The 19,224-nt window shown below is 69.8% G+C and carries 16 protein-coding genes; 10 read left to right on the top strand and 6 right to left on the bottom strand.

Going from position 1 to position 19,224, the window contains the following annotated elements:
- The first annotated feature begins 80 nt into the window (after positions 1–80).
- Together ACFT7S_RS29410 and ACFT7S_RS29415 are read left to right on the top strand one after the other, a co-directional pair.
- Complete coding sequence (locus ACFT7S_RS29410; RefSeq protein WP_382737025.1) at positions 81–917, top strand: potassium channel family protein; 837 nt, start codon at positions 81–83, stop codon at positions 915–917.
- Positions 918–958: 41 nt separating this feature from the next.
- Positions 959–1,765 (top strand): hypothetical protein, encoded by an 807-nt coding sequence (locus tag ACFT7S_RS29415; protein WP_382737027.1) that lies wholly within the window; start codon positions 959–961, stop codon positions 1,763–1,765.
- Positions 1,766–1,785: 20 nt separating this feature from the next.
- Here the strand turns inward: ACFT7S_RS29415 and ACFT7S_RS29420 are convergent, their stop codons facing one another.
- Together ACFT7S_RS29420 and ACFT7S_RS29425 are read right to left on the bottom strand one after the other, a co-directional pair.
- The gene (locus ACFT7S_RS29420) at positions 1,786–2,328 is read right to left on the bottom strand and encodes a hypothetical protein (protein ID WP_382737028.1); all 543 of its coding nucleotides are present in this window, start codon (positions 2,326–2,328) and stop codon (positions 1,786–1,788) included.
- Positions 2,329–2,396: 68 nt separating this feature from the next.
- The gene (locus ACFT7S_RS29425) at positions 2,397–3,461 is read right to left on the bottom strand and encodes a DUF3533 domain-containing protein (protein ID WP_382737030.1); all 1,065 of its coding nucleotides are present in this window, start codon (positions 3,459–3,461) and stop codon (positions 2,397–2,399) included.
- A gap of 262 nt (positions 3,462–3,723) precedes the next feature.
- Here ACFT7S_RS29425 and ACFT7S_RS29430 point away from each other — a divergent pair, with 262 nt between their 5' ends.
- Both ACFT7S_RS29430 and ACFT7S_RS29435 read left to right on the top strand, forming a co-directional pair.
- Positions 3,724–7,176, top strand: coding sequence for a DNA polymerase III subunit alpha (locus tag ACFT7S_RS29430; protein ID WP_382737032.1), 3,453 nt, complete (start codon positions 3,724–3,726; stop codon positions 7,174–7,176).
- Positions 7,173–8,153, top strand: coding sequence for an ImpB/MucB/SamB family protein (locus ACFT7S_RS29435; protein WP_382737034.1), 981 nt, complete (start codon positions 7,173–7,175; stop codon positions 8,151–8,153). Before ACFT7S_RS29430 ends, ACFT7S_RS29435 begins: the two co-directional genes overlap by 4 nt.
- 9 nt (positions 8,154–8,162) lie before the next feature.
- Here the strand turns inward: ACFT7S_RS29435 and ACFT7S_RS29440 are convergent, their stop codons facing one another.
- The gene (locus ACFT7S_RS29440; RefSeq protein WP_382737036.1) at positions 8,163–9,593 is read right to left on the bottom strand and encodes a DUF2252 domain-containing protein; all 1,431 of its coding nucleotides are present in this window, start codon (positions 9,591–9,593) and stop codon (positions 8,163–8,165) included.
- 473 nt (positions 9,594–10,066) lie between these two features.
- Positions 10,067–11,683 (bottom strand): MFS transporter, encoded by a 1,617-nt coding sequence (locus ACFT7S_RS29445; RefSeq protein WP_382737038.1) that lies wholly within the window; start codon positions 11,681–11,683, stop codon positions 10,067–10,069.
- A gap of 244 nt (positions 11,684–11,927) precedes the next feature.
- Between ACFT7S_RS29445 and ACFT7S_RS29450 the strand changes: the two genes are divergently transcribed.
- Both ACFT7S_RS29450 and ACFT7S_RS29455 read left to right on the top strand, forming a co-directional pair.
- A complete protein-coding gene (locus tag ACFT7S_RS29450; RefSeq protein ID WP_382737040.1) occupies positions 11,928–12,299 on the top strand; it encodes an amphi-Trp domain-containing protein in 372 nt (123 codons plus the stop codon).
- Positions 12,300–12,653: 354 nt separating this feature from the next.
- Entirely contained in the window at positions 12,654–13,550 is an 897-nt protein-coding gene (locus ACFT7S_RS29455) for an esterase/lipase family protein (protein ID WP_382737042.1), read from the top strand.
- Positions 13,551–13,574: 24 nt separating this feature from the next.
- Here ACFT7S_RS29455 and ACFT7S_RS29460 read toward each other — a convergent pair whose 3' ends face one another.
- Both ACFT7S_RS29460 and ACFT7S_RS29465 read right to left on the bottom strand, forming a co-directional pair.
- Positions 13,575–14,600 (bottom strand): lytic polysaccharide monooxygenase, encoded by a 1,026-nt coding sequence (locus ACFT7S_RS29460; protein WP_382737044.1) that lies wholly within the window; start codon positions 14,598–14,600, stop codon positions 13,575–13,577.
- 213 nt (positions 14,601–14,813) lie between these two features.
- The gene (locus tag ACFT7S_RS29465; protein ID WP_382737046.1) at positions 14,814–15,521 is read right to left on the bottom strand and encodes a response regulator; all 708 of its coding nucleotides are present in this window, start codon (positions 15,519–15,521) and stop codon (positions 14,814–14,816) included.
- Between the two features lie 115 nt (positions 15,522–15,636).
- Here ACFT7S_RS29465 and ACFT7S_RS29470 point away from each other — a divergent pair, with 115 nt between their 5' ends.
- From ACFT7S_RS29470 to ACFT7S_RS29485, 4 genes are all read left to right on the top strand, one after another.
- Complete coding sequence (locus ACFT7S_RS29470; protein ID WP_382737048.1) at positions 15,637–16,620, top strand: Bug family tripartite tricarboxylate transporter substrate binding protein; 984 nt, start codon at positions 15,637–15,639, stop codon at positions 16,618–16,620.
- Complete coding sequence (locus tag ACFT7S_RS29475; RefSeq protein ID WP_382737050.1) at positions 16,617–17,150, top strand: tripartite tricarboxylate transporter TctB family protein; 534 nt, start codon at positions 16,617–16,619, stop codon at positions 17,148–17,150. The genes ACFT7S_RS29470 and ACFT7S_RS29475 overlap by 4 nt, the downstream gene beginning before the upstream one ends.
- Before the next feature lie 3 nt (positions 17,151–17,153).
- Complete coding sequence (locus ACFT7S_RS29480) at positions 17,154–18,653, top strand: tripartite tricarboxylate transporter permease (protein ID WP_382737052.1); 1,500 nt, start codon at positions 17,154–17,156, stop codon at positions 18,651–18,653.
- A 61-nt stretch (positions 18,654–18,714) separates the two neighbouring features.
- A partial coding sequence (locus ACFT7S_RS29485; protein WP_382737054.1) for a GNAT family N-acetyltransferase occupies positions 18,715–19,224 on the top strand: 510 nt, incomplete at its 3' end.

The following is a 19,224-nucleotide window of genomic DNA, read 5'->3' on the forward strand; positions in this document are numbered from 1 at the left end:
GTCATCGTGGGGGAGCATAGCGTCAGGCCCCTCGATCTGCCAGATGTTTCCGGCCGGCTTCCGCTCTTTACGATGGTTGCATGAGAAGCACGGAATCGACGGAGACGGAATCCGGGGGCGCAACGGAAACCGAGCAGCGGTGGGAGCGGCGCACCCAGTGGCCGCTCCTGGCACTGGCCCTCCTGTTCGCCGTCGCATACGCCGTGCCTGTCATAGCACCCGACGCCGGTGCGGCGACGCTGCGGCTGTGCCGGGGCGTGGAGTGGGTGGTGTGGGGAGCGTTCGCCGTCGACTACGCCGTGCGGCTGGTGCTCGCGCCCCACCGGTGGCAATTCGTACGCCGTCATCCGCTGGCTCTGATCGCCGTACTGCTGCCGATGGTGCAGCCGCTGCGGCTGCTCCGGCTGGTGTCCACCCTGCTGCTGGCCGGGCAGCGGGCCCGGATGGCCTCGCAGGTGCAGCTGACCACGTATGTCGCGGGGTCGTGTGTGGGTCTGCTGATGTTCGGCTCACTCGCGGTGCTCGAGGTCGAGAGGGACTCGCAGGAAGGCACTATCAAGTCCCTCGGCGACGCGGTGTGGTGGTCCTTCACCACGATGACGACTGTCGGATACGGCGACTTCGCCCCGACCACCGGTCTGGGCCGGATGCTCGCGGTCGGCCTGATGCTGTCGGGTATCGCGCTGCTGGGTGTGGTCACGGCGAACATCGCCGCCTGGTTCATCTCCCGCTTCGAGAGCGACAGCGCCGCGGACCGGCTGCAGACGGAGGCCATCATCGCGCTCACGGCGGAGGTACGGGCGCTGCGCGCGGAGGTCACGCAACTGTCCGCGGCGCGGGACCGGGTACCGGCGCCGGGCAGCCCGGCCGACGACGGCGTGACCGTGTCCCGGCAGGCCGTCCACACCGGCGAGTGATCTGGCTCCCGGACACCAACCAAGCGCTCTGGGGTGACGACATGTCTCTGCCCGCCGGCCCGCTCTCCCTCGACCTGCTCGACGCCCATGTGGAAGCTCTGTGGGACGGAGCGGACCCACCGTTTCCGGAGGTGCTCCGGCCCGCCGCGGACGAGGAGGGCGAGCTCGTCCGCTGGGCCCTCGACCAACTCCGGACCATCCCCCGCGAGCCGAGGGATGTCTTCACCCGCCGAATCGGCGACCTGCTGACGGACATGCGCAGCCGCCGCTGCCCCTGGAACGCGGCGGCGCTGCGGCTGCTCGACAACTCCTACAACTTCGCGGCCACAGGCCCTCGCCGGCACGAGGACTGGGCGCACGACGTCCTCGCCGTACTCCACCGCTCGGTCCCCGACCCCCGAGGCTGGGTCCGAGTGGACTGGGACCGCACCAACACCGCCCGTGACACGGTGCCCGCCTACCCGTTCGACCCGCCGGCCGCCTCGCAGTTGCCCGGTCGGCTGTACCCGCTGGAGCCGGAGGCGGCGGTCGCCGCGCTCGCCGTCATGACCGAGCAATGGCAGTCGGAGTACGCCCCTGTCCGCTCCCGCCCGGACCGGGACGCCGTTCTGTCGGACGCCCGGACCCTGCTCGACCGGTACGGTCCCACCGCGAGCTACTGGACCAATGCGACGGCTGCCGCCTCCGGACCCGCTCCGGACTTCCTCGCGACGGGCCTGGAGGGCACCGACGCCCATGGGTTTCTCACCGACGCGTACCTCAACGGACTCGACCTGTTCTACGACCTGGGTGTGATCGCGGTGAATGACGACGAGGTGGGCGCTTTCTGGTCGTTCGGCGCGTTCTGAAGTTCCGTGGGTCTCCTAGCTCAGGGCCGCAGGCGAGGGGCACCGTCGTCCGGCGTGTGCGGGCTCGCGAAGTGGAACGGGACCGAGAGGCGGGCCGACAGAGCTTTCCCGGCCCGGTCCGCCGCAACCGCTGACGGGTGGAGCGAACTGCGGTCCTCGTCACCGAGATACCGCACGGCCGTGTCCCAGTAGATGGTGGCCAACGGGTGCTCGCCCGCGGGCTCATCGATGACGGCCAGCAGTTCCACGAACCAGTCGTGGACGGTGTCCCCGTCCCAGACGGCCTCGATCGCCACGACGCGGCCGGGGGCACCGGCCGCACGGGCGGCGAGGGACTCCAGGTCGAGCGGGCTGTCGGGGGTGCGGGCGATTCTGTCGCCGTAGTGGAGGTACCGGTCGTGGACGACGAGTTGGGCGTCGTTGAGGCCAAGGCCTTGGGCGCGGCCGGCTTCCCAGATGAGCCGGATCGCCTGGAAGCGTGCGTCCTGGAGGACGTATCCGTCGGCTTGCCGGCGGATGCCTGCCGGTAGCAGCTCCCACCACTTGTGGGTAGTGATGCCCATTCCGGTTCGCCCGTCTTCCCCGCGGCCCCGCGACGGGCCTCCCGCACGCAAGTCTACGTACGGCCAGGTCAGGCGGGGGTCGCGCCGCCGGGTGCCGTGCCCGTGGGCGTCGTGTCCGCGGGTGCCGTGCCGGTGGCGTTGTCCGGCTTGTGCCGCATGGACAGGAGCAGGGTGAGGGCCGTGCCCGCTACTGCCCAGGCGGAGAGCACCAGCAGGGGGCCGGTCATCGCGTTGCCCTTGAAGTAGGCGATCGAGCGGGCCGCCCAGGTGCCCGCCCCCGGTGGCAGTGCGGGGCCGATCGCTCGCCAGAAGTCCGGCAGCATCGGGAGCGGGAAGGCGCCGCCCGCGCTCGGGTTGCCCGCGATCACGATGATCAGGACGGCCAGGCCGATGCCGATGATGCCGGTGAGGGCCTCCAGGGCGAGGGTGGTCATGCCGACCGCGAAGACGATCAGTGCTCCCAGGCCCCACAGCCCTATAACGCTCCCGGGCAGTGCGCCGAGGACCGGTCCGATGATGACCGCGCCGCCGATTCCGCCCGCGATCGAGTACAGCGCCATGGTGGCGGTCCTGATCAGCGCGCGCTGCCGGTTGGCGGGCTTGGTGCCTGCGCTGATCGCCAGGATCGAGGCGCAGAGGTAGCCGCCGACGCACCAGCCCACGACCAGGTAGAAGGACGAGAGCCCGTCGAAGTCGTCAGGGGATGCCGGGGCCACGTCGACGGTCCTGACCGAGCGGCGCTGGGTCGCGTCGGCCTTCTCCATGATCCTTGTCAGGGAATCGGCCAGGACGGTGCCGCCGCCGGAGGCGACGAGCACGGTGTCGGTGGTGCCGGTGGGATTGACGATCAGGGCGCCGTCGATGTCGCGGTTCATGATCTGTTCGCGGGCCTCGGCCGCGTCGTCGACCGTGCGCGGGTCCAGCGGGCCGCCGGGGAGTGCGTCGAGCCGGGTGACGAGCTGCTCCGCGATCTGCGGGGGAGCGACAACGGCGAAGGGGACGTCCGTCGGCTTGGGCTTGTGCAGCGCCCCTACGTAGGACGCGATGAACAGCAGTTGCAGCGCGAGTACACCGAGGACGAGCAGTGCGGCCCGTGGAGTGACGGCGTTCTTCACCTCGTCGACGAAAGTCATCCCCCCACGGTCCGGGCGGCCCGGTATTTACGCAGGTGGGACAGGCCCGAATGGCCGAGGCGGGGTTCGGGCGGGTGTCTCCCGCCCGGGTTATCGTACGAGTGTTCGAAACGATCCGACTGGAGCAGGCGTGGTCGAAGAATCGTTGACGCGTTCGAATCTGGTCGCTGACCGGGGCTGATGGGGTTAGGGTAATCGAACTGACGTACGATGAATATATCGGGCGTATAGCCTAAAAGGGGTGGAGTGATGGAGGTGCGACATGGCGGGCTTCGCCCATCTGCACGTCGCGTCCGGTTACTCCGTTCGCTACGGCGCCGCCCATCCCGAGCGTCTCGTCCGGCGGGCGGCCGGACGGGGCATGACGGCGCTCGCGCTCACCGACCGGGACACGGTCACCGGGGCTGTCCGGTTCGCGCAGGCATGCTCGGGAGCCGGGGTTCGGCCGATCTTCGGTGTCGACCTGGCGGTGGAGGCCCTTGCGCCTCCGCCGCCCGCCCAGCGCCACCGCACCCCGGCGCGCGGTGGCGCGTATGTCGTTGAGCCGCCGCTGCGGTTCGTGCTGCTCGCACAGAACCGAGCGGGATGGGCGCGGCTGTGCCGCATCACGTCGGCCGCCCATGCCGGTGCCGTATCCGGTACGGCACCGGTGGTGCCGTGGAAGGCGCTGCGCGAGTACGGCGGCCCTGGTCTGATCGTGCTGCTCGGACCGCTCTCGGAGCCGGTACGGGCTCTGGCGGCTGGGCGCGAGGACGTCGCGATGAAGCTGCTGGCGCCATGGCGGGAGATCTTCCGTAGTGGAATCAGGCTGGAAGCCGTAGTGCATAAACGTTTCGGCACCGGGCCCGGATCGCTTCGGCTGGCTGCCCGCACCCTGGCGCTGGCCGACCGCACCCGCACCACCGCGGTGCTCTCCAACGCCGTCCGCTACGCCGACCCGGACCAGCATCGACTTGCTGATGTCCTGGATGCCGCGAGGCTGCTGCGGCCGGTCGACCGGCGCCGCCTGGACAGCGGGCAGCGCTGGCTCAAGGACGAAAGGGCAATGACGGTCATCGCGCAGATGGTCGCCGAATGCGCCGGGGCGGATGCCCGGCGGGCACGCCGCTTGATGGCGGACACCGCTGCCACGGCGACCGCGTGCACCCTCGACCCCGGAGCGGACCTCGGGCTGGGCACGCAGCACTTCCCGGAACCGGCGCTCTTCGGAGCCGAGCCCGGAGCGGGAGGAGCCGCACAACTGCTGCGTCAGCAGTGCGAGGCCGGCATGGCCCGACGAGGCCTCGACCGGGACCGAGTGGCGCTCGACCGGCTGGACGAAGAACTCGCTGTGATCTCCAAGCTGGACTACGACTCGTACTTCCTCGCCGTCGGCCAGGTCGTGGCCGACATCCGGGAGAAGGGCATTCGGGTCTCGGCCCGCGGCTCCGGCGCCGGGTCGCTGGTCTGTCACGTACTGGGCATCGCCACCGCCAACCCCCTTGATCACCGCCTGTTGTTCGAACGCTTCCTGAGCGTGCGGCGGGCGTCGCTTCCGGACATCGACATCGACGTGGAGTCCGCCAGGAGGCTGGAGTGCTACGACGCGGTCTTCGACCGGTTCGGCAAGGAACGGGTGGCGGTCACCGCCATGCCCGAGACCTATCGGGCCCGCCGCGCCCTGCGCGATACCGGCCTGGCCCTGGGGATCGCGCCGGCAGAGGTCGACCGGATCGCCAAGAGCTTTCCGCATCTGCGGGCCTGTGACATCACCGGCGCGCTCGCCGAGCTGCCCGAGCTGAGGCAGCTGGCGGCCGAGGCGGACCGATACGGGCCGCTGTGGGAGCTCGCCGAGGGCCTCGACTCCCTGGTGCATGGCATGGCCATGCACCCCTGTGGAGTGGTCATCAGTGACGCGACGCTCCTGGACCGGCTGCCGGTGCAACCCACCCCCCAGGGCGACTACCCCATGGCAATGGCGGCCAAGGAGGAGATCGAGGCGCTGGGCAACATCAAACTGGACGTCCTGGGCGTCCGGATGCTGTCCTCGATGGCTCATGCAGTCACCGAGATCGAACGGGTCACCGGCAACCGCATCGACCTGGACGACCCGCAGCAGGTGCCGCTCGACGACGTCTTCGCGTTCAAGCTCATCCAGGAGAGCCAGACCCTGGGCCTGTTCCAGCTGGAGTCGCCCGGGCAGCAAGATCTTTTGTCTCGGCTGCAGCCCCGCGACCCGCAGGATGTCATCGCCGACATCAGTCTCTTCCGGCCCGGACCGGTCGCCGGCGGCATGCCCGAGCGGTACATCGCCGCACGCCATGGCGGCACACCCTCGTACGCCCACCCGGACCTCGAGCCGGTGCTCGCCGACACCTACGGCGTGACCATCTGGCACGAGCAGATCATCGAGACGCTGTCGGTGATGACCGGCTGCGACCTCGCGCTGGCCGAGATCGCCCGGCGCGCGCTCGGCGACAAGAACCGGCTGCCCAGGATCAAGGCCTGGTTCCACCGGCAGGCACGCGCACACGGTTACGGCGAGACGGTACGCGACCAGGTCTGGAAGACGGTCGAGGCCTTCGGCGCCTACGGCTTCTGCCGGGCGCACGCGGTCGCCTTCGCCGTGCCGGCCCTGCAGAGCGCATGGCTCAAGGCGCACCATCCGGCGTTCCTGCTGGCCGGCCTGCTCGAACACGACCCAGGGATGTGGCCCAAGCGCGTCCTCGTCTCCGATGCCCGTCGCCGCGGTGTCCGGGTCCTGCCCGTCGACGTCAACCGCTCCTGGGCGAAGCACACCGTGGAGATGACCGAGGAAGAGGAGTGGGGCGTGCGGCTCGCACTGTCCGGGGTGCGCGGCATCAGTGAGGAGGAATGCGCACGGATCGAGGAGGGCCGGCCGTACGGATCGCTGTCGGACTTCTGGCAGCGGGCCCACCCCAGCAGGCCGGTCGCCGAACGCCTCGCCGAGATCGGTGCCCTGAACTCCCTGCACGACGGGCGTCTCAGCCGGCGGGACCTGCTGCTGCAGATCGCTGAGCTTCACCGGCAGTCCCGCACCCGGTCGGCGGGCAAGGGCCAGTTGCCCCTCGACGCGGGCGCTGTCGGCGGAGCGGAGCCGAGCGGTCTGCCGGAGATGACCGGACGTGAGGCCCTGAGCGCCGAGCTGAGCACCCTCGGCATCGACGTCTCCAGGCACCTGATGGAGCATCATCACCGGTTGCTGCGGGAGACCGGTGCGACCGACGCGGCCCATCTGGCAGGCATGCGTCCGGGGCAGCAGGTCCTCGTGGCCGGTGTGCGGGCCTCCACCCAGACCCCGCCGATCGCCAGCGGCAGGCGCATCATCTTCGTCACCCTGGAGGACGGCTCCGGACTGGTCGACCTGGCTTTCTTCGAAGACTCCCACCCGGCCTGCGCGCACACCGTCTTCCACAGCGGCCTGCTGCTGGTCCGCGGCACGGTCCAGGTGCGCGGCACCCGCCGTACCGTCGTCGGCACCATGGCCTGGGACCTCGAGCGGATCGCCGCCGCCCGCCGAGACCACGGCCCCGAGGCCGCGCTTGCCCTCCTCGGCGCCGACCACCCGCACCCGACACCCGCCCAGCCGCAGCGCACCCTGGTCAACGGCACCACCGGCGCCCGCCTGCACCCGTATGCCGACCTGCAGCCTGCCGGCAGTCGTTCGGCCGACCTGAAGAAGTTCGGCTACACCAGCCCGGGGAGCGCAGGATGACCACGCGCCAGCGACACATCGCCCACCTCCACTTGCACGCCGCTCCGAGTGAGGATCAGTACAACGAAGTAATCGAACTGGTGTCTGGTATCACTCCGCATGTCCAGGCTGTTCCGCCCGACGCCGTCCAGCTCGACCTGACTTCGGCGCTCAGATACTTCGACCTGTCCGCCTATGACGTCGTCCAGTTGGCGAAGCTCAGGCTGAAGGCCCTCTACGGCATCGACAGCAGCGCCGGGCTCGCGGGCAACCGCATGCTGGCCGCCATGGCGGCTGACGCGTCCGCGCCGGGAGACACCACCTGGGTTCCTGCCGGGCAGGCCGCCGCCTGGCTGTACCCCCGGCCGGTCACCGCATTGCCGGGGATCGGCCGCGCCACAGCGGAAACCCTCAGCAGATATGGGCTGCACACCATCGGCCAGGTCACCGACCTGTCCCCGGCGACCCTGCAGCGACTTCTTGGCGCCGGCCCTGCCCGGCTGCTGGCCGAGCGCGCCCGTGGCCGCGATCCCCGCCCGGTCACCCGGACGGAGCCGGCAGAGCACCTGGTCGCAGACACGGTGCTGGACCGGGACTGCCTCGACCCGGGGCGACGTCACCGCGCCGTCCTGGGGCTTGCCGACCAGATCGGTCAACGCCTGCGCGGCGAAAGGCAGATCGCGGGACGGCTCACCCTCACAGTGCGCTACGCCGACCACAGCTCCACCACACGCACGCGCGCGCTGCCGGAACCCACCAACCACTCACCCGCCCTCGTCGCAACTGCCCTGGGTCTCTTGACCGCTCTGGGGTTGCAGCGAGCACGAGTCCGCGCCTTCGCGATCCGTGCCGACGGCCTGCTGCCGGCCGACAGCGCCTACTGGCAACTCTCTCTGGATCCCGGCGATGCCCGTGCCCGCGCCGTCGAAGCCGCCGCGGACCGTGCCCGTCGACGCTTCGGGCCGGAGTCCGTACGTCCAGCCACTCTGGCTGACTGACCGCTTTTGTCAGACCGCCGGAAGTTCCTCCGCGGGCAGTCGGCCTGCGCGCACCGCGTCGACCAGGGCCTGGTGGTCACGCTCGTTCTGGTCGGCGTATGCCTCCGCGAACGCCGCGAGTGCCCGGTCGAACGGCTCGCCGCTGCCCAGATACGCGGCGATCGCGATCCGGTCGCCCGACCGCGCGTGCGCACGAGCCAGCGTGACCCCGCACAGTTCGCCGAACGCTTCCATGTCCTTCGGCCGCATCCTCTCCGGCATGGCGATGCCCTTCCAGTCGCGCAACTGGCGGACGTAGAAGTCGCGCTGCCTGCCGTCGATCCCGTCCACCCGCTCCCATCCCAGGAATATGTCGCTCGTCGCCTGCATCAACCGCTGGCCCGAGACCACCCGTTCGCCCTGGTTGGGATACCGGCTCGCGCCGACGTGTGGGGCCAGTACGGAGGTGTCGGCCTCCTTGGCCTGGAGGAAGAGCGGGTCCTGGTCGTCCCGTCCGAGAAGCAGGAAGATCCAGCACCGGGTGCCGACGCTGCCGACGCCGACCACCTTGCGGGCGACGTCCGCCAGTCGGTAGTCCTTCAGGAGCGCGCGCCGGTCGGAAGGCAGAGTGCGGCCGTACCGCTCGATCAGTCCGCGGAACTGGCGCTCGAGCGCGCTGCGCTCGACGTCCGGCAGCAGGTCTCCGGCCGGGACGAGCAGCGGGGGATCCGCCGCGATCCTGGGCCGGCCGTCGACCGTTTCGGTGAGCTTGTCAAAGGCATCCAGGCTGTCGCGGGTGCGGGCCTTCGCCATGGCACGGGCCAGGTTCTTCTGTCCGCGTTTTGTGGAGCCGGCTGCGGCCAGGGCCTCGAGACGGGCCGCGTCGATCTTCGCGTACCAGACGTCGAGGTTGCTCATGCCGGCGAAGCGGATCATCGCCTCACGGTACGAACGGACCGTGGAGTTCACGATGCGGGCGCGCTCGGCGTCGTCGAAGTTGTTCGCCCGGCCCGCGATGACGAGACTCGCCGACAGCCGCTTGACGTCCCACTCCCAGGGGCCCGGCAGTGTCTCGTCGAAGTCGTTGATGTCGAACATCAACTGCCGCTCCGGCGAGGCAAGCAGACGGAAGTTGAGCATGTGTGCGTCCCCGCACAGCTGGGCCGTGAGTCCCGAGCGTGGGGTGTCGGCCAGGTCGGACGCCATGATGGCGGCGGCGCCCCGGTAGAAGCGGAACGGGGACTCTGTCATCCGGCTGTAGCGGATCGGGACGAGTTCGGGCACCCGTGCCGCGGACTGCGCTTCCAGGATCGCCAGCGGATCCGGCCGGTGGGCAGACGGCTTGTACGCGGCATGACTCGACCGCGGTGAGCGGCGCCGGGCCTCCTTGCCGAAGGCCGCGCGTTCCTCGGGCGTGGCGTGGGGTGTCGCGCGCATCGCGGTAGTCGCGTTCCGGGGCATCGAACGCCCTCCTGCCTGGCCGTGCGGCCGTCGGGACGCCCGGCAAAGGGCGCGGCGACCCGGAGCGGCCCTCCTGGCGTGATGTCGAGCCCGGGTGGGGGAGTGTGGCGGTAGAACAGATGTCCGGACCGTCGGGATTCCCCTCAACCCTAGAACCCATCCGGGCCTCGCGCATGAGGGCGCATGGTTCACCGCGGGGAGGCAGGTCGGCGTTCGTCCGCGCCGACTTGCGGAAACAACGTCGGGGATGTCGTCCGGAGGTGCTTAAAGCCCGGCTGCCGTGATCGGTTGGTTACCCGTAAGCATGGCAACATCGCTCTGACCTGCGTGTATGGCCTACGAACTCTCATCGGGAGCAGCCGGTCCGGCACCCTGAGGTGCGCGGCGAACCCGGGGAGACGAGATTGGACGTAGCCCCCTTGGCCGAACGAGAACACGCTGTTGTGCAGGTAGGCCGTCGGCGGTCCGAGACCCTAGGGCTCCACCGAGCGGGGCTGGGCTGCCGGGATCCGCTGCGTGAAGAACATCGCGAGGAGAGCGGTGAGGGCGAGGATGGCGAGCGCGGCGCGCAGACCGTCGATCCGGGCGTCGGCGTTCGCGTCGAGTGCCGCTTCACTCACCTCCGTGCTCGTGCCCGCCTCTTCGAGGGCGGACTTGAGCTGGGCATCCGACAAGAACGGTACGCCGCTTTGGAGTTCGACGGCCGCCTGGCTCCTGACTTCGGCCGGGATCGCCGGATTCTGCCCGATGCTGCCCAGGAACGAGGAGGTGAGCGCGGCGATCATGATCGAGCCGGCGAGTGCCGTACCGATCGAGGCGCCGAGGTTGGTGACGGCGTTCTGGACGCCGCCGACCTCTGCACTCTGTGCTTCCGGTACCGCGGACACGGTGACCGACCCGAGCTGGGACGCCAGCGCGCCCATGCCGAGCCCGATCAACAGGAGGGGGACGGTGACGATTTCCGCACCGGCGTCCGCGTCGAGCGCGGCCATCAGGACCACCGCGCCCACGAGCAACGAGAAGATCCCGAGCTGCACCACCCGCCGCGGCGAGACGTCCGGGAAGAAGCGTGGGATCAGGATGGCGGCAGCCAGCAACGTCAGTGAGAGTGGCAGGATGCGGGCGCCGGTCGTGAGCGCGGACAGGCCCAGGGCTACCGACAGATAGAGCGGTACGACGAAGAACACGCCCATCTGGACGAGGTACTGGAAGAAGAACATCGTCAGCCCGCCGGTCAGCTGTTTGTTGCGCAGCATGGCCGGATCGATGAGTGGCTCCCTGTGCCGCTCCACAAGGCGGGCCTCCCAGCGGAGGAAGAGCCAGACCAGAAGCAGGCCGGCCAGCATCAGCCACACGACCAGCGAAACCCCGAGCCACGAAGGCGCGTCGGGCTTCGGCTGGAACCAGCCCCATTCGTCCGAGCGGAGTACTCCGTAGACGAAGATCCCGAGCCCGAGGGCGGAGAGCGCGGCGCCGACGAGATCGATGCGCGGGCGTTCGCGGATCGGCGCGTCCGTGATGCGGCGGCCCAGCATCAGGATGCCGAGCACCATCACGACTTCACCGGCGAAAACCCACCGCCAGGAGAAATACGTCGTCGCGACACCCCCGATGATCGGTCCGACCGCGATTGCCACGGCCCCTGCGGCCGCGACGAGCCCGTAGGCGGCGGGACGGCGCTCAGTGGCGAAGTTGCTTGCCACGAGTGCCACGATCGCGGGCAGGATGAGTGCCGCCCCGATTCCCTCGAGGAACGACCAGCCGAGCAGCAGCACGGGCAGGTTCGGTGCGATCGCCGTGGTGAGGGAGCCGCAGCCGTAGATGCAACAGCCGATCATGAACGCGCGTCTGCGGCCGATCAGTGCCCCTACCTTGCCGCCGGGGATCATGAACATCGCCATGACGAGGGTGTAGGCCGTGATGGCACCTTGGACACCCGTCACGGTCGTGCCCACGTCCTCGGCCACTGTCGCGATCGAGACGTTCATGACAGAGCTGTCCAGCGCCATCAGGAACTGACCGGCCGCGAGTGTCAGCAGGACGAGCCGCGCCGTTGCCGAACGATCCGCGGTGCCTGCCGTGGGTGCCATCCCCGCATCGTCCCAGCCGCCCAGGAAGGCAATCCGCGACCCGCCGCCGGGGTCAGCCGGTTGGCGGACCGAGGTCGGAGCCACCCTGCTTCACGAGAACGCCGAGGCAAGGAAGCATGCTATGAGGGTTTTGTTCCGGTAGGAGGTCGTTCCGGCTGTTCGCCCCCGGCCGTGAGGATGTCCGATCCCGTACATAACGTCAGAATTGCTGATATCTAATCTTTCTGCCTGATCGGAGACGCCCATGAAGGACCTGAAGTTCGAGCAGAAGCGCTTGCTGTCACGCCTTGAGGCGGCTGACCAGCTCACGGCGCTCGCAGCCGCGCTGAGGGAAGGCGAGGATGCCGAACTGGAACTCGGCTCCGGGACGCTGAGCCTGCGGATCCCCGACGAACTTCGCAGCGAGATCGAGGTCGAGGTCGGTGATGGGGAGATCGAGCTGGAGATCGAGTTCACCTGGTCGACCGCACCGACCCGGGCAGCGCCTTCGCGGGCGGTCACAGCCACTGAGGAGGCCCCGAAGAGACGGAAAGGTGCCCCCGCCAAGCCCGGGCGGAGCAGCACGGGTACCAGCAGCAGCAAAGGCACGAAGCAGTCCGCCACGAAGACGCCCTGAGCCGTGCCGATGTCCTCGGGCCGACCACCACACCCTGTCCGGCGCGCAGGCGGCCTCGGGGCAGGGTGTGGTTCTTGTGGTGTTCGGATGCGGAGGTCGCCAGGATCGAGGCCGTGTCGGACCGTCTGTGCGCCGGAAGAGGCCCGCAGGCGGTGAAGACGGGTGCTCGCTGCCTGACGCACAGTCATAACGGCTTGATATGCAGCACCGTGATGCGGCGTCAGTTTTTACTGACGCGTAACTTCCCTAGTTACCTTACTCGTGCGTAATTTGGCATGAGTACATAACTCTTGTGGTCCGGGCCGCAGGGCGCACAGACATCGCAACTCCCTTGAGCCGCAAGGAGAACACACGATGCTGCCCTGGAAACGTCCGGTGCGCACCCGCCGTGCGCGCCGGACGCTGACCGCGCTGCTCCTGGCCGTCGCAGCCTTCGCCGCCCCCACGGCGACCGCGACCGCCGCCACCCCCACAGCCGAGGCCACCACGACATCCCGTGGCTGGAACGACTACACCTGCAAGCCCTCCGCAGCCCATCCCCGCCCCGTCGTCCTGGTCCACGGCACGTTCGGGAACTCGATCGACAACTGGCTCGTCCTCGCCCCCTACCTCGTCAACCGGGGGTACTGCGTCTTCTCCCTCGACTACGGGCAGCTCCCGGGCGTGCCGTTCTTCAACGGACTCGGCCCGATCGGCAAATCGGCCGGACAGCTCGACGCGTTCGTCGACAAGGTGTTAGCCGCCACCGGAGCGCCCAAGGCCGACCTCGTCGGCCACTCCCAGGGCGGCATGATGCCGAACCACTACCTGAAGTTCCTCGGCGGCGCCGCGAAGGTGAACGCCCTCATCGGCATCGCCCCCGACAACCACGGCACCACCCTCCTCGGGCTGACCAAACTGCTGCCGTACTTCCCCGGTGCAGAGGACCTGCTCACCGCCGCCACCCCCGGCCTCGCCGACCAGGTCGCCGGGTCCGCGTTCATGACCAAGCTCAACGCGGGCGGCGACACCGTGCCGGGGGTCCGCTACACCGTCATCGCGACCCGGTACGACGAGGTCGTGACCCCGTACCGCACGCAGTACCTGGACGGACCGAACGTACGCAATGTCCTCCTCCAGGACCTGTGTGCGGTCGACCTGTCCGAGCATGTGGCGATCGGGACCATCGACCGGATCGCGTTCCACGAGGTGGAGAACGCCCTCGACCCGGCGCACGCCACCCCGACGAACTGCTTCTCGGTGATCGGCTGACCCAGGAATCAGCGGCTGCGGCGATCAGCGGCTGTGGCGGGCCGCCGATGCTGCCCGGCGACGTACCGAGGTGAACAGGGTTGCCGCGCCGACCGCGAGTGCCGCCGCGCCGCCGATCGCGAGGTACGAGCTGCTGCTAGTGCCTCCGGTCTCGGCGAGCTCCTCGCCCGCGCCGGAGCCGTTGGCCACCGGCGCGTTGGCCGGCTCGGAGGCCGTGGCCTCGGGGGTCGCCGTCCCGGCAGCCGGGGACGCCTCGGTGACCTCGGCCGCCGTACCGGCGTCGTTGTCGCCGTGCCCGCTGTGTTCGACGGACGACTTGCCCGCGCCCTCGGTGATCTCCTCCTCGGAGGGCGCGGACGCCGAGGGCGCCGGGACCGCGGCGACCGAGCCGCTGCCGCCCGCCGCCGCGCCGAAGACCACGTCCGAGCAGGCGTAGAACGCCTCGGGGGAGTCCGAACGCTGCCAGACGGTGTAGATCAGCTGCCGTCCCGAACGCTCCGGCAGGGTGCCGCCGAAGGTGTACGAGCCGTCCTCCAGCTTCGGGTCGGTGGCCTCGGCGAACGGCTTCTCCTCCAGGTCCGACCACCGCAGTAGCTTCGCGGGGTCGTAACCGTCCTTGGTGAGATAGAGCGCGAACGCGCCCTTGTGCGGGGCGGTGGCCCGGAAGCGGAAGGTGTGGCTGCCCGCCTTCATCGTGGTCGCCGGCCAGTCGGCGCGCGGCAGATCGAGCCCCTTGAACTTGTCGTTGCCCGCGCTGCACAGCTTGCCGTCCGGGATCAGTTCACGGTGCTTGCCCGCCGCGTTGGCGATGTTCACCCCGTTCCAGTCGTACAGCGCCTGCGTACCGCCCGCCGCGACCGCCGCCTGACAGGCAGCCGACTTCGGGCTCTCCGGCCCCTCGGCGAAACAGGCCGAGACCCGGCTGACCGGGTCCGTCAGCGAACCGTGCGCGGCGGCCGGGGCGGCCGAGAGGCCGGTCAGCGCGAGAGGCGCGACACCCACGGCGAAGATCCCGGCGAGCTTGCGATGAACGGTCGTGATGGCAGCCATGGTGGCAGTTCTCCTTCGACGGGGCACGTCTGTGTGCGGACGTCCGGTGCGGGGGGTGCGGGGCAGGGCCCGTACGGCGGTGCGACCCCCCGTATGGATGGCGCCGACGGAACGGACCCCGTCCCGGTGATCAGCAAACTAGCCGCCGTCGAAGGCGAATCCGGCTGTGGAGAGGGCCTGGAGCCCATCGTTATGGCGGGCTTAAGGAGCCACTCAGAAGCGATTAAGAACAGCGCGGTAAAGCCGCTCCGGACGCCCCGTTCCGCCGTACCGCAGCGTCACCTCGGCCCGCCCCGTCTCCGCGAAGTACTCCAGATAGCGGCGGGCGCTGACCCGCGACAGGGAACCCGCCTCCGCGCACTGGGACGCGGACAGCCCCTCCGGGTGCTCCCTCAGTACCCGCTCCACCAGATCGGCGGTGTGCGCCGCGAGGCCCTTGGGCAGTTCGCGCGAGCCCGGCGGACGGGTGCCGAAGATCCGGTCCACGTCCTCCTGCCTGGCCTCCTGGTGCGCCTCGTCGAGAGCGTCGAGCCGGTTGCGCAACGAGGCCACGTGCCGCACCTGCTCCTGGAGCGCGGACGGATGGAACGGCTTGATCAGATAGTGCAGCGCACCGGCCCGCAGCGCCGCCCGCACCACACCCGCGTCGCGGGCCGCCGTGATGAAAAGCGCGTCCACACTGTGTCCGTCCGTGGCAGGCCCCTCCGCCGCACGCAGTTCGCGCAGCACACTGATGCCGTCCATATCGGGCAGATAGATATCGAGCAGGACCAGATCGGGACGCAACTCCCGCGCCGCACGCAGCGCCTCGGCCCCGCTGTGGGCCGCCCCGACCACCGTGAACCCGTCCATCACGGACACATAGCGGCAGTGCAGCTTCGCGACCATGAAGTCGTCGTCCACCACCAGCACTTTTGTCACGTCGCCACGGTAGGGCGCGACCACAACGACCACAACGTCCGTTGATTCCGGAACGGAGACAGCTCGTTAACGCGCAGGCAACATGTGGGCCACCTCACAGAGAAAGGCGGAACCCGTGCGACTGCGCACTCCACTCGCCCTGGCCGGGGCGGCGCTCCTGGTGCTCGTGGCACCACCGCTGCTCTCCACGGGCAGCGGCTCCGACACCGGGACGCAGATTCCCGGACTGCGCCTCATGGTCCCCAATACCCCCGGCGGTGGTTACGACATCACCGCGCGCACCGCCGCGAAGAACGCCGAGGACGCCGGACTCACCCACAACGTGGAGGTGTTCAACCTCCCGGGTGCCGGCGGCACCGTCGGCCTGACCCGGCTCGTCGGGGAGCACGGCAACGGCAAGCTCGCCATGTCGATGGGGCTCGGGGTGGTCGGCGCCGTCCACACCAACAAGTCGCCGAAGACACTCGGCGACACGACCCCGATAGCCCGGCTCACCGAGGAGCAGGACATCGTCGTCGTCGCCAAGGACTCCCCGTACAAGACCATCGGACAGCTGGTCGAGGCCTGGAAGAAGAACCCCGCCAAGCTCCCCGTCGGCGGCGGCTCCTCGCCCGGCGGACCCGACCATCTCGCCCCGATGCTGATGGCGAAGGCCGCCGGAATCGCGCCGAAGGACGTCAACTACATCCCCTTCGACGGCGGTGGTGAACTCCTCGCTTCGATCCTCGGCAGCAAGGTGGCCTTCGGTGTCTCCGGCGTAGGCGAATACCTCGACCAGATCGAGGCGGGAGAGCTGCGGCTGCTCGCCGTCACCGGACCGAAGCGGGTCCCCGGCCTCGACGCCCCCACCCTCCGCGAGTCGGGCCTGGACACCGACTTCACCAACTGGCGCGGCATCGTCGCCCCGCCCGGCCTCTCCGGCGCCGAACGGGACAAGCTCGTCGCCCTGATCCGGAAGCTGCACGACTCACCGCAGTGGAAGGAATCGATGAAGAAGAACGGCTGGGACGACGCCTTCCTCACCGGCGACGCCTTCGGGGACTTCCTGGACGCCCAGGACCAGCGGGTCGCCACCGTCCTGAAGGAGCTGGGACTGTGACCGCCGCGACTCCCGAACCCACCACCGCGCCGAAGCGCGGCAGCTGGCTGCGCGAGCATTCCGAACTCGGCGTCTGTGTCCTGCTCCTGGCCCTCGGCGTCCTCGTTCTCACCGACGCCCTCACCATGAGCGTCGACCTCACCCAGCGCGGCCCCGTCGGCCCCCGGACCGTTCCCCTCGTCGTCGGCGGCGGGCTGCTGGTCATCGCCGTGCTCCTCGCCGTCGACGTCCTGCGCGGCGGACGCGGCGAGGCGGAGGGCGGCGAGGACATCGACCTCGCCGAACCCGCCGACTGGCGCACGGTGCTCCTGCTCGCCGGAGTCTTCCTCGCCAACGCCGTCCTCATCGGACCGCTCGGCTTCCCGGTCTCCGGTGCCCTGCTCTTCTGGGGGTCCGCCTACGCGCTGGGCAGCCGCCACTACGACCGCGATCCGCTCATCGCGGCCGGACTCTCCCTCGTCACCTATTTCGTCTTCGACAACCTGCTCGGAGTCCCCCTGCCGGGCGGCCCGCTGATGGGGGTGCTCTGACCGATGGATTCCCTCAACTCCCTCCTCGACGGCTTCGGTACGGCGCTCACGCCCGTCAACCTGCTCTGGGCCGCCCTCGGCGTCCTGCTCGGCACGGCCATCGGTGTGCTCCCGGGCATCGGCCCGGCCATGGCCGTGGCGCTCCTGCTGCCGGTGACGTACGGACTCGAACCGACCGGCGCCTTCATCATGTTCGCCGGGATCTACTACGGAGCGATGTTCGGCGGCTCCACCACCTCCATCCTCCTCAACACCCCCGGGGAGAGCGCGGCCGTCGTCGCCGCGATGGAAGGGCATCCGATGGCGAAGGCGGGGCGCGGCCCACAGGCTCTCGCCGCCGCCGCGATCGGCCACTTCGCGGGCGGCATGATCGGCACGATCCTGCTGGTCGTCCTCGCCCCGACGATCGCCTCGCTCGCCGTCGGTATCGGCGCCCCCGACTACTTCGCGATCATGGTGCTGGCCTTCATCGCCGTCACCTCCGTCCTCGGGTCCTCCCGGATCCGCGGTCTCGCCTCCCTGCTCATCGGCCTCACCATCGGTCTGGTCGGCCTCGACCAGATGACCGGCCAGCAGCGGCTCACCTTCGGCTCGCTCCAACTGGCCGACGGCGTCGACGTGGTGATCGTCGCGGTCGGACTCTTCGCCATCGGCGAGGCCCTCTGGGTCGCCGCGCACCTGCGCCGCTCCACCGGAGAGCCGATCCCCGTCGGCCGCCCCTGGCTCGGTAAGGACGACGTCCGGCGCACCTGGAAGTCCTGGCTGCGCGGCCCCGTCATCGGCTTCCCCTTCGGCGCCATCCCGGCGGGCGGCGCGGAGATTCCCACCTTCCTCTCGTACGTCACGGAGAAGCGGCTCTCCAAGCACCGCGAGGAATTCGGCAAGGGCGCCATCGAGGGCGTCGCAGGACCGGAATCCGCGGCCTCCGCGTCAGCGGCCGGAACCCTCGTCTCGATGCTCACCCTCGGCCTGCCCACCACGGCCGTCGCCGCGGTGATGCTGGCCGCGTTCCAGCAGTACGGAATCCAGCCGGGACCGCTCCTCTTCGAGCGCGAACCGGAACTGGTCTGGGGCCTCATCGCCTCCCTCTTCGTGGGCATGGTGCTGCTCCTCGCGCTCAACCTGCCGCTCGCCCCCGTGTGGGCGAAACTGCTGCGCATCCCGCGCCCCTACCTCTATGCGGGCATCCTGTTCTTCGCCGCCGTCGGTGCGTACGCGGTCGGCGGTGAAGCCTTCGACCTGGTGATCCTGCTGGTCATCGGTCTGATCGGGCTCGGTATGCGGAGGTACGGGCTCCCGGTGCTGCCCGCCGTGATCGGCGTCATCCTCGGCCCCGCCGCCGAACAGCAGTTGCGCCGCGCACTGCAGATCAGTGACGGCAGCGCCTCGGGCCTGGTCAACACGCCGTTCTCCGTGACGGTGTACGTGGTGGTCGTGCTGATCCTGGCCTGGCCCCTGGTGAAGAAGCTGGTGATGCGCCGCACGGCGACGGCGCGGAAGTAGCCGCAGCCGTACGAGGGGGCCGCCCGTTTTCCGCCGGGCGGACCCCTCGTACCGTTCATCCATGACAGCTGCCCCGGCCGACGAGATCCGAGCCGCCACCGCCGCCGACGTGCCCGCCGTACGGGCCGTCACCGATGCCGCGTACCACCACTACATCGCCCGCATCGGCGTCGTCCCCGCCCCCATGGAGGCGGACCACGCGGCGGACGTCGCCGCGGGACAGGTGTACGTCACCGGGGGCCCGGACGCCGTCGGTGTGCTGGTCCTCGTCCCGCACGAGGACCACCTCTTCCTGGAGAGCATCGCAGTCCACCCGGACGCGGCCGGCCGGGGAGTGGGGCGGCGCCTCCTCGCCTTCACCGACGAACACGCCCGCGCCCTCGGCCTCCCCGAGGTCCGGCTCTACACGAACGCCCTGATGTGGGAGAACCGGAAGATCTACCCGAGGTACGGATACGAGCTGGTGGAGCGGCGCGTGGACGGACCGTACGACCGGTTCCACTACCGCAAGCGGCTTAGGGCCTGTGCGGCGGATCAGGGTCGGGGTCACGGCTGTCCGACCCTGATCCGC

Source organism: Streptomyces sp. NPDC057136, assembly GCF_042670885.1.
In the GTDB taxonomy this organism is placed as follows: domain Bacteria; phylum Actinomycetota; class Actinomycetes; order Streptomycetales; family Streptomycetaceae; genus Streptomyces.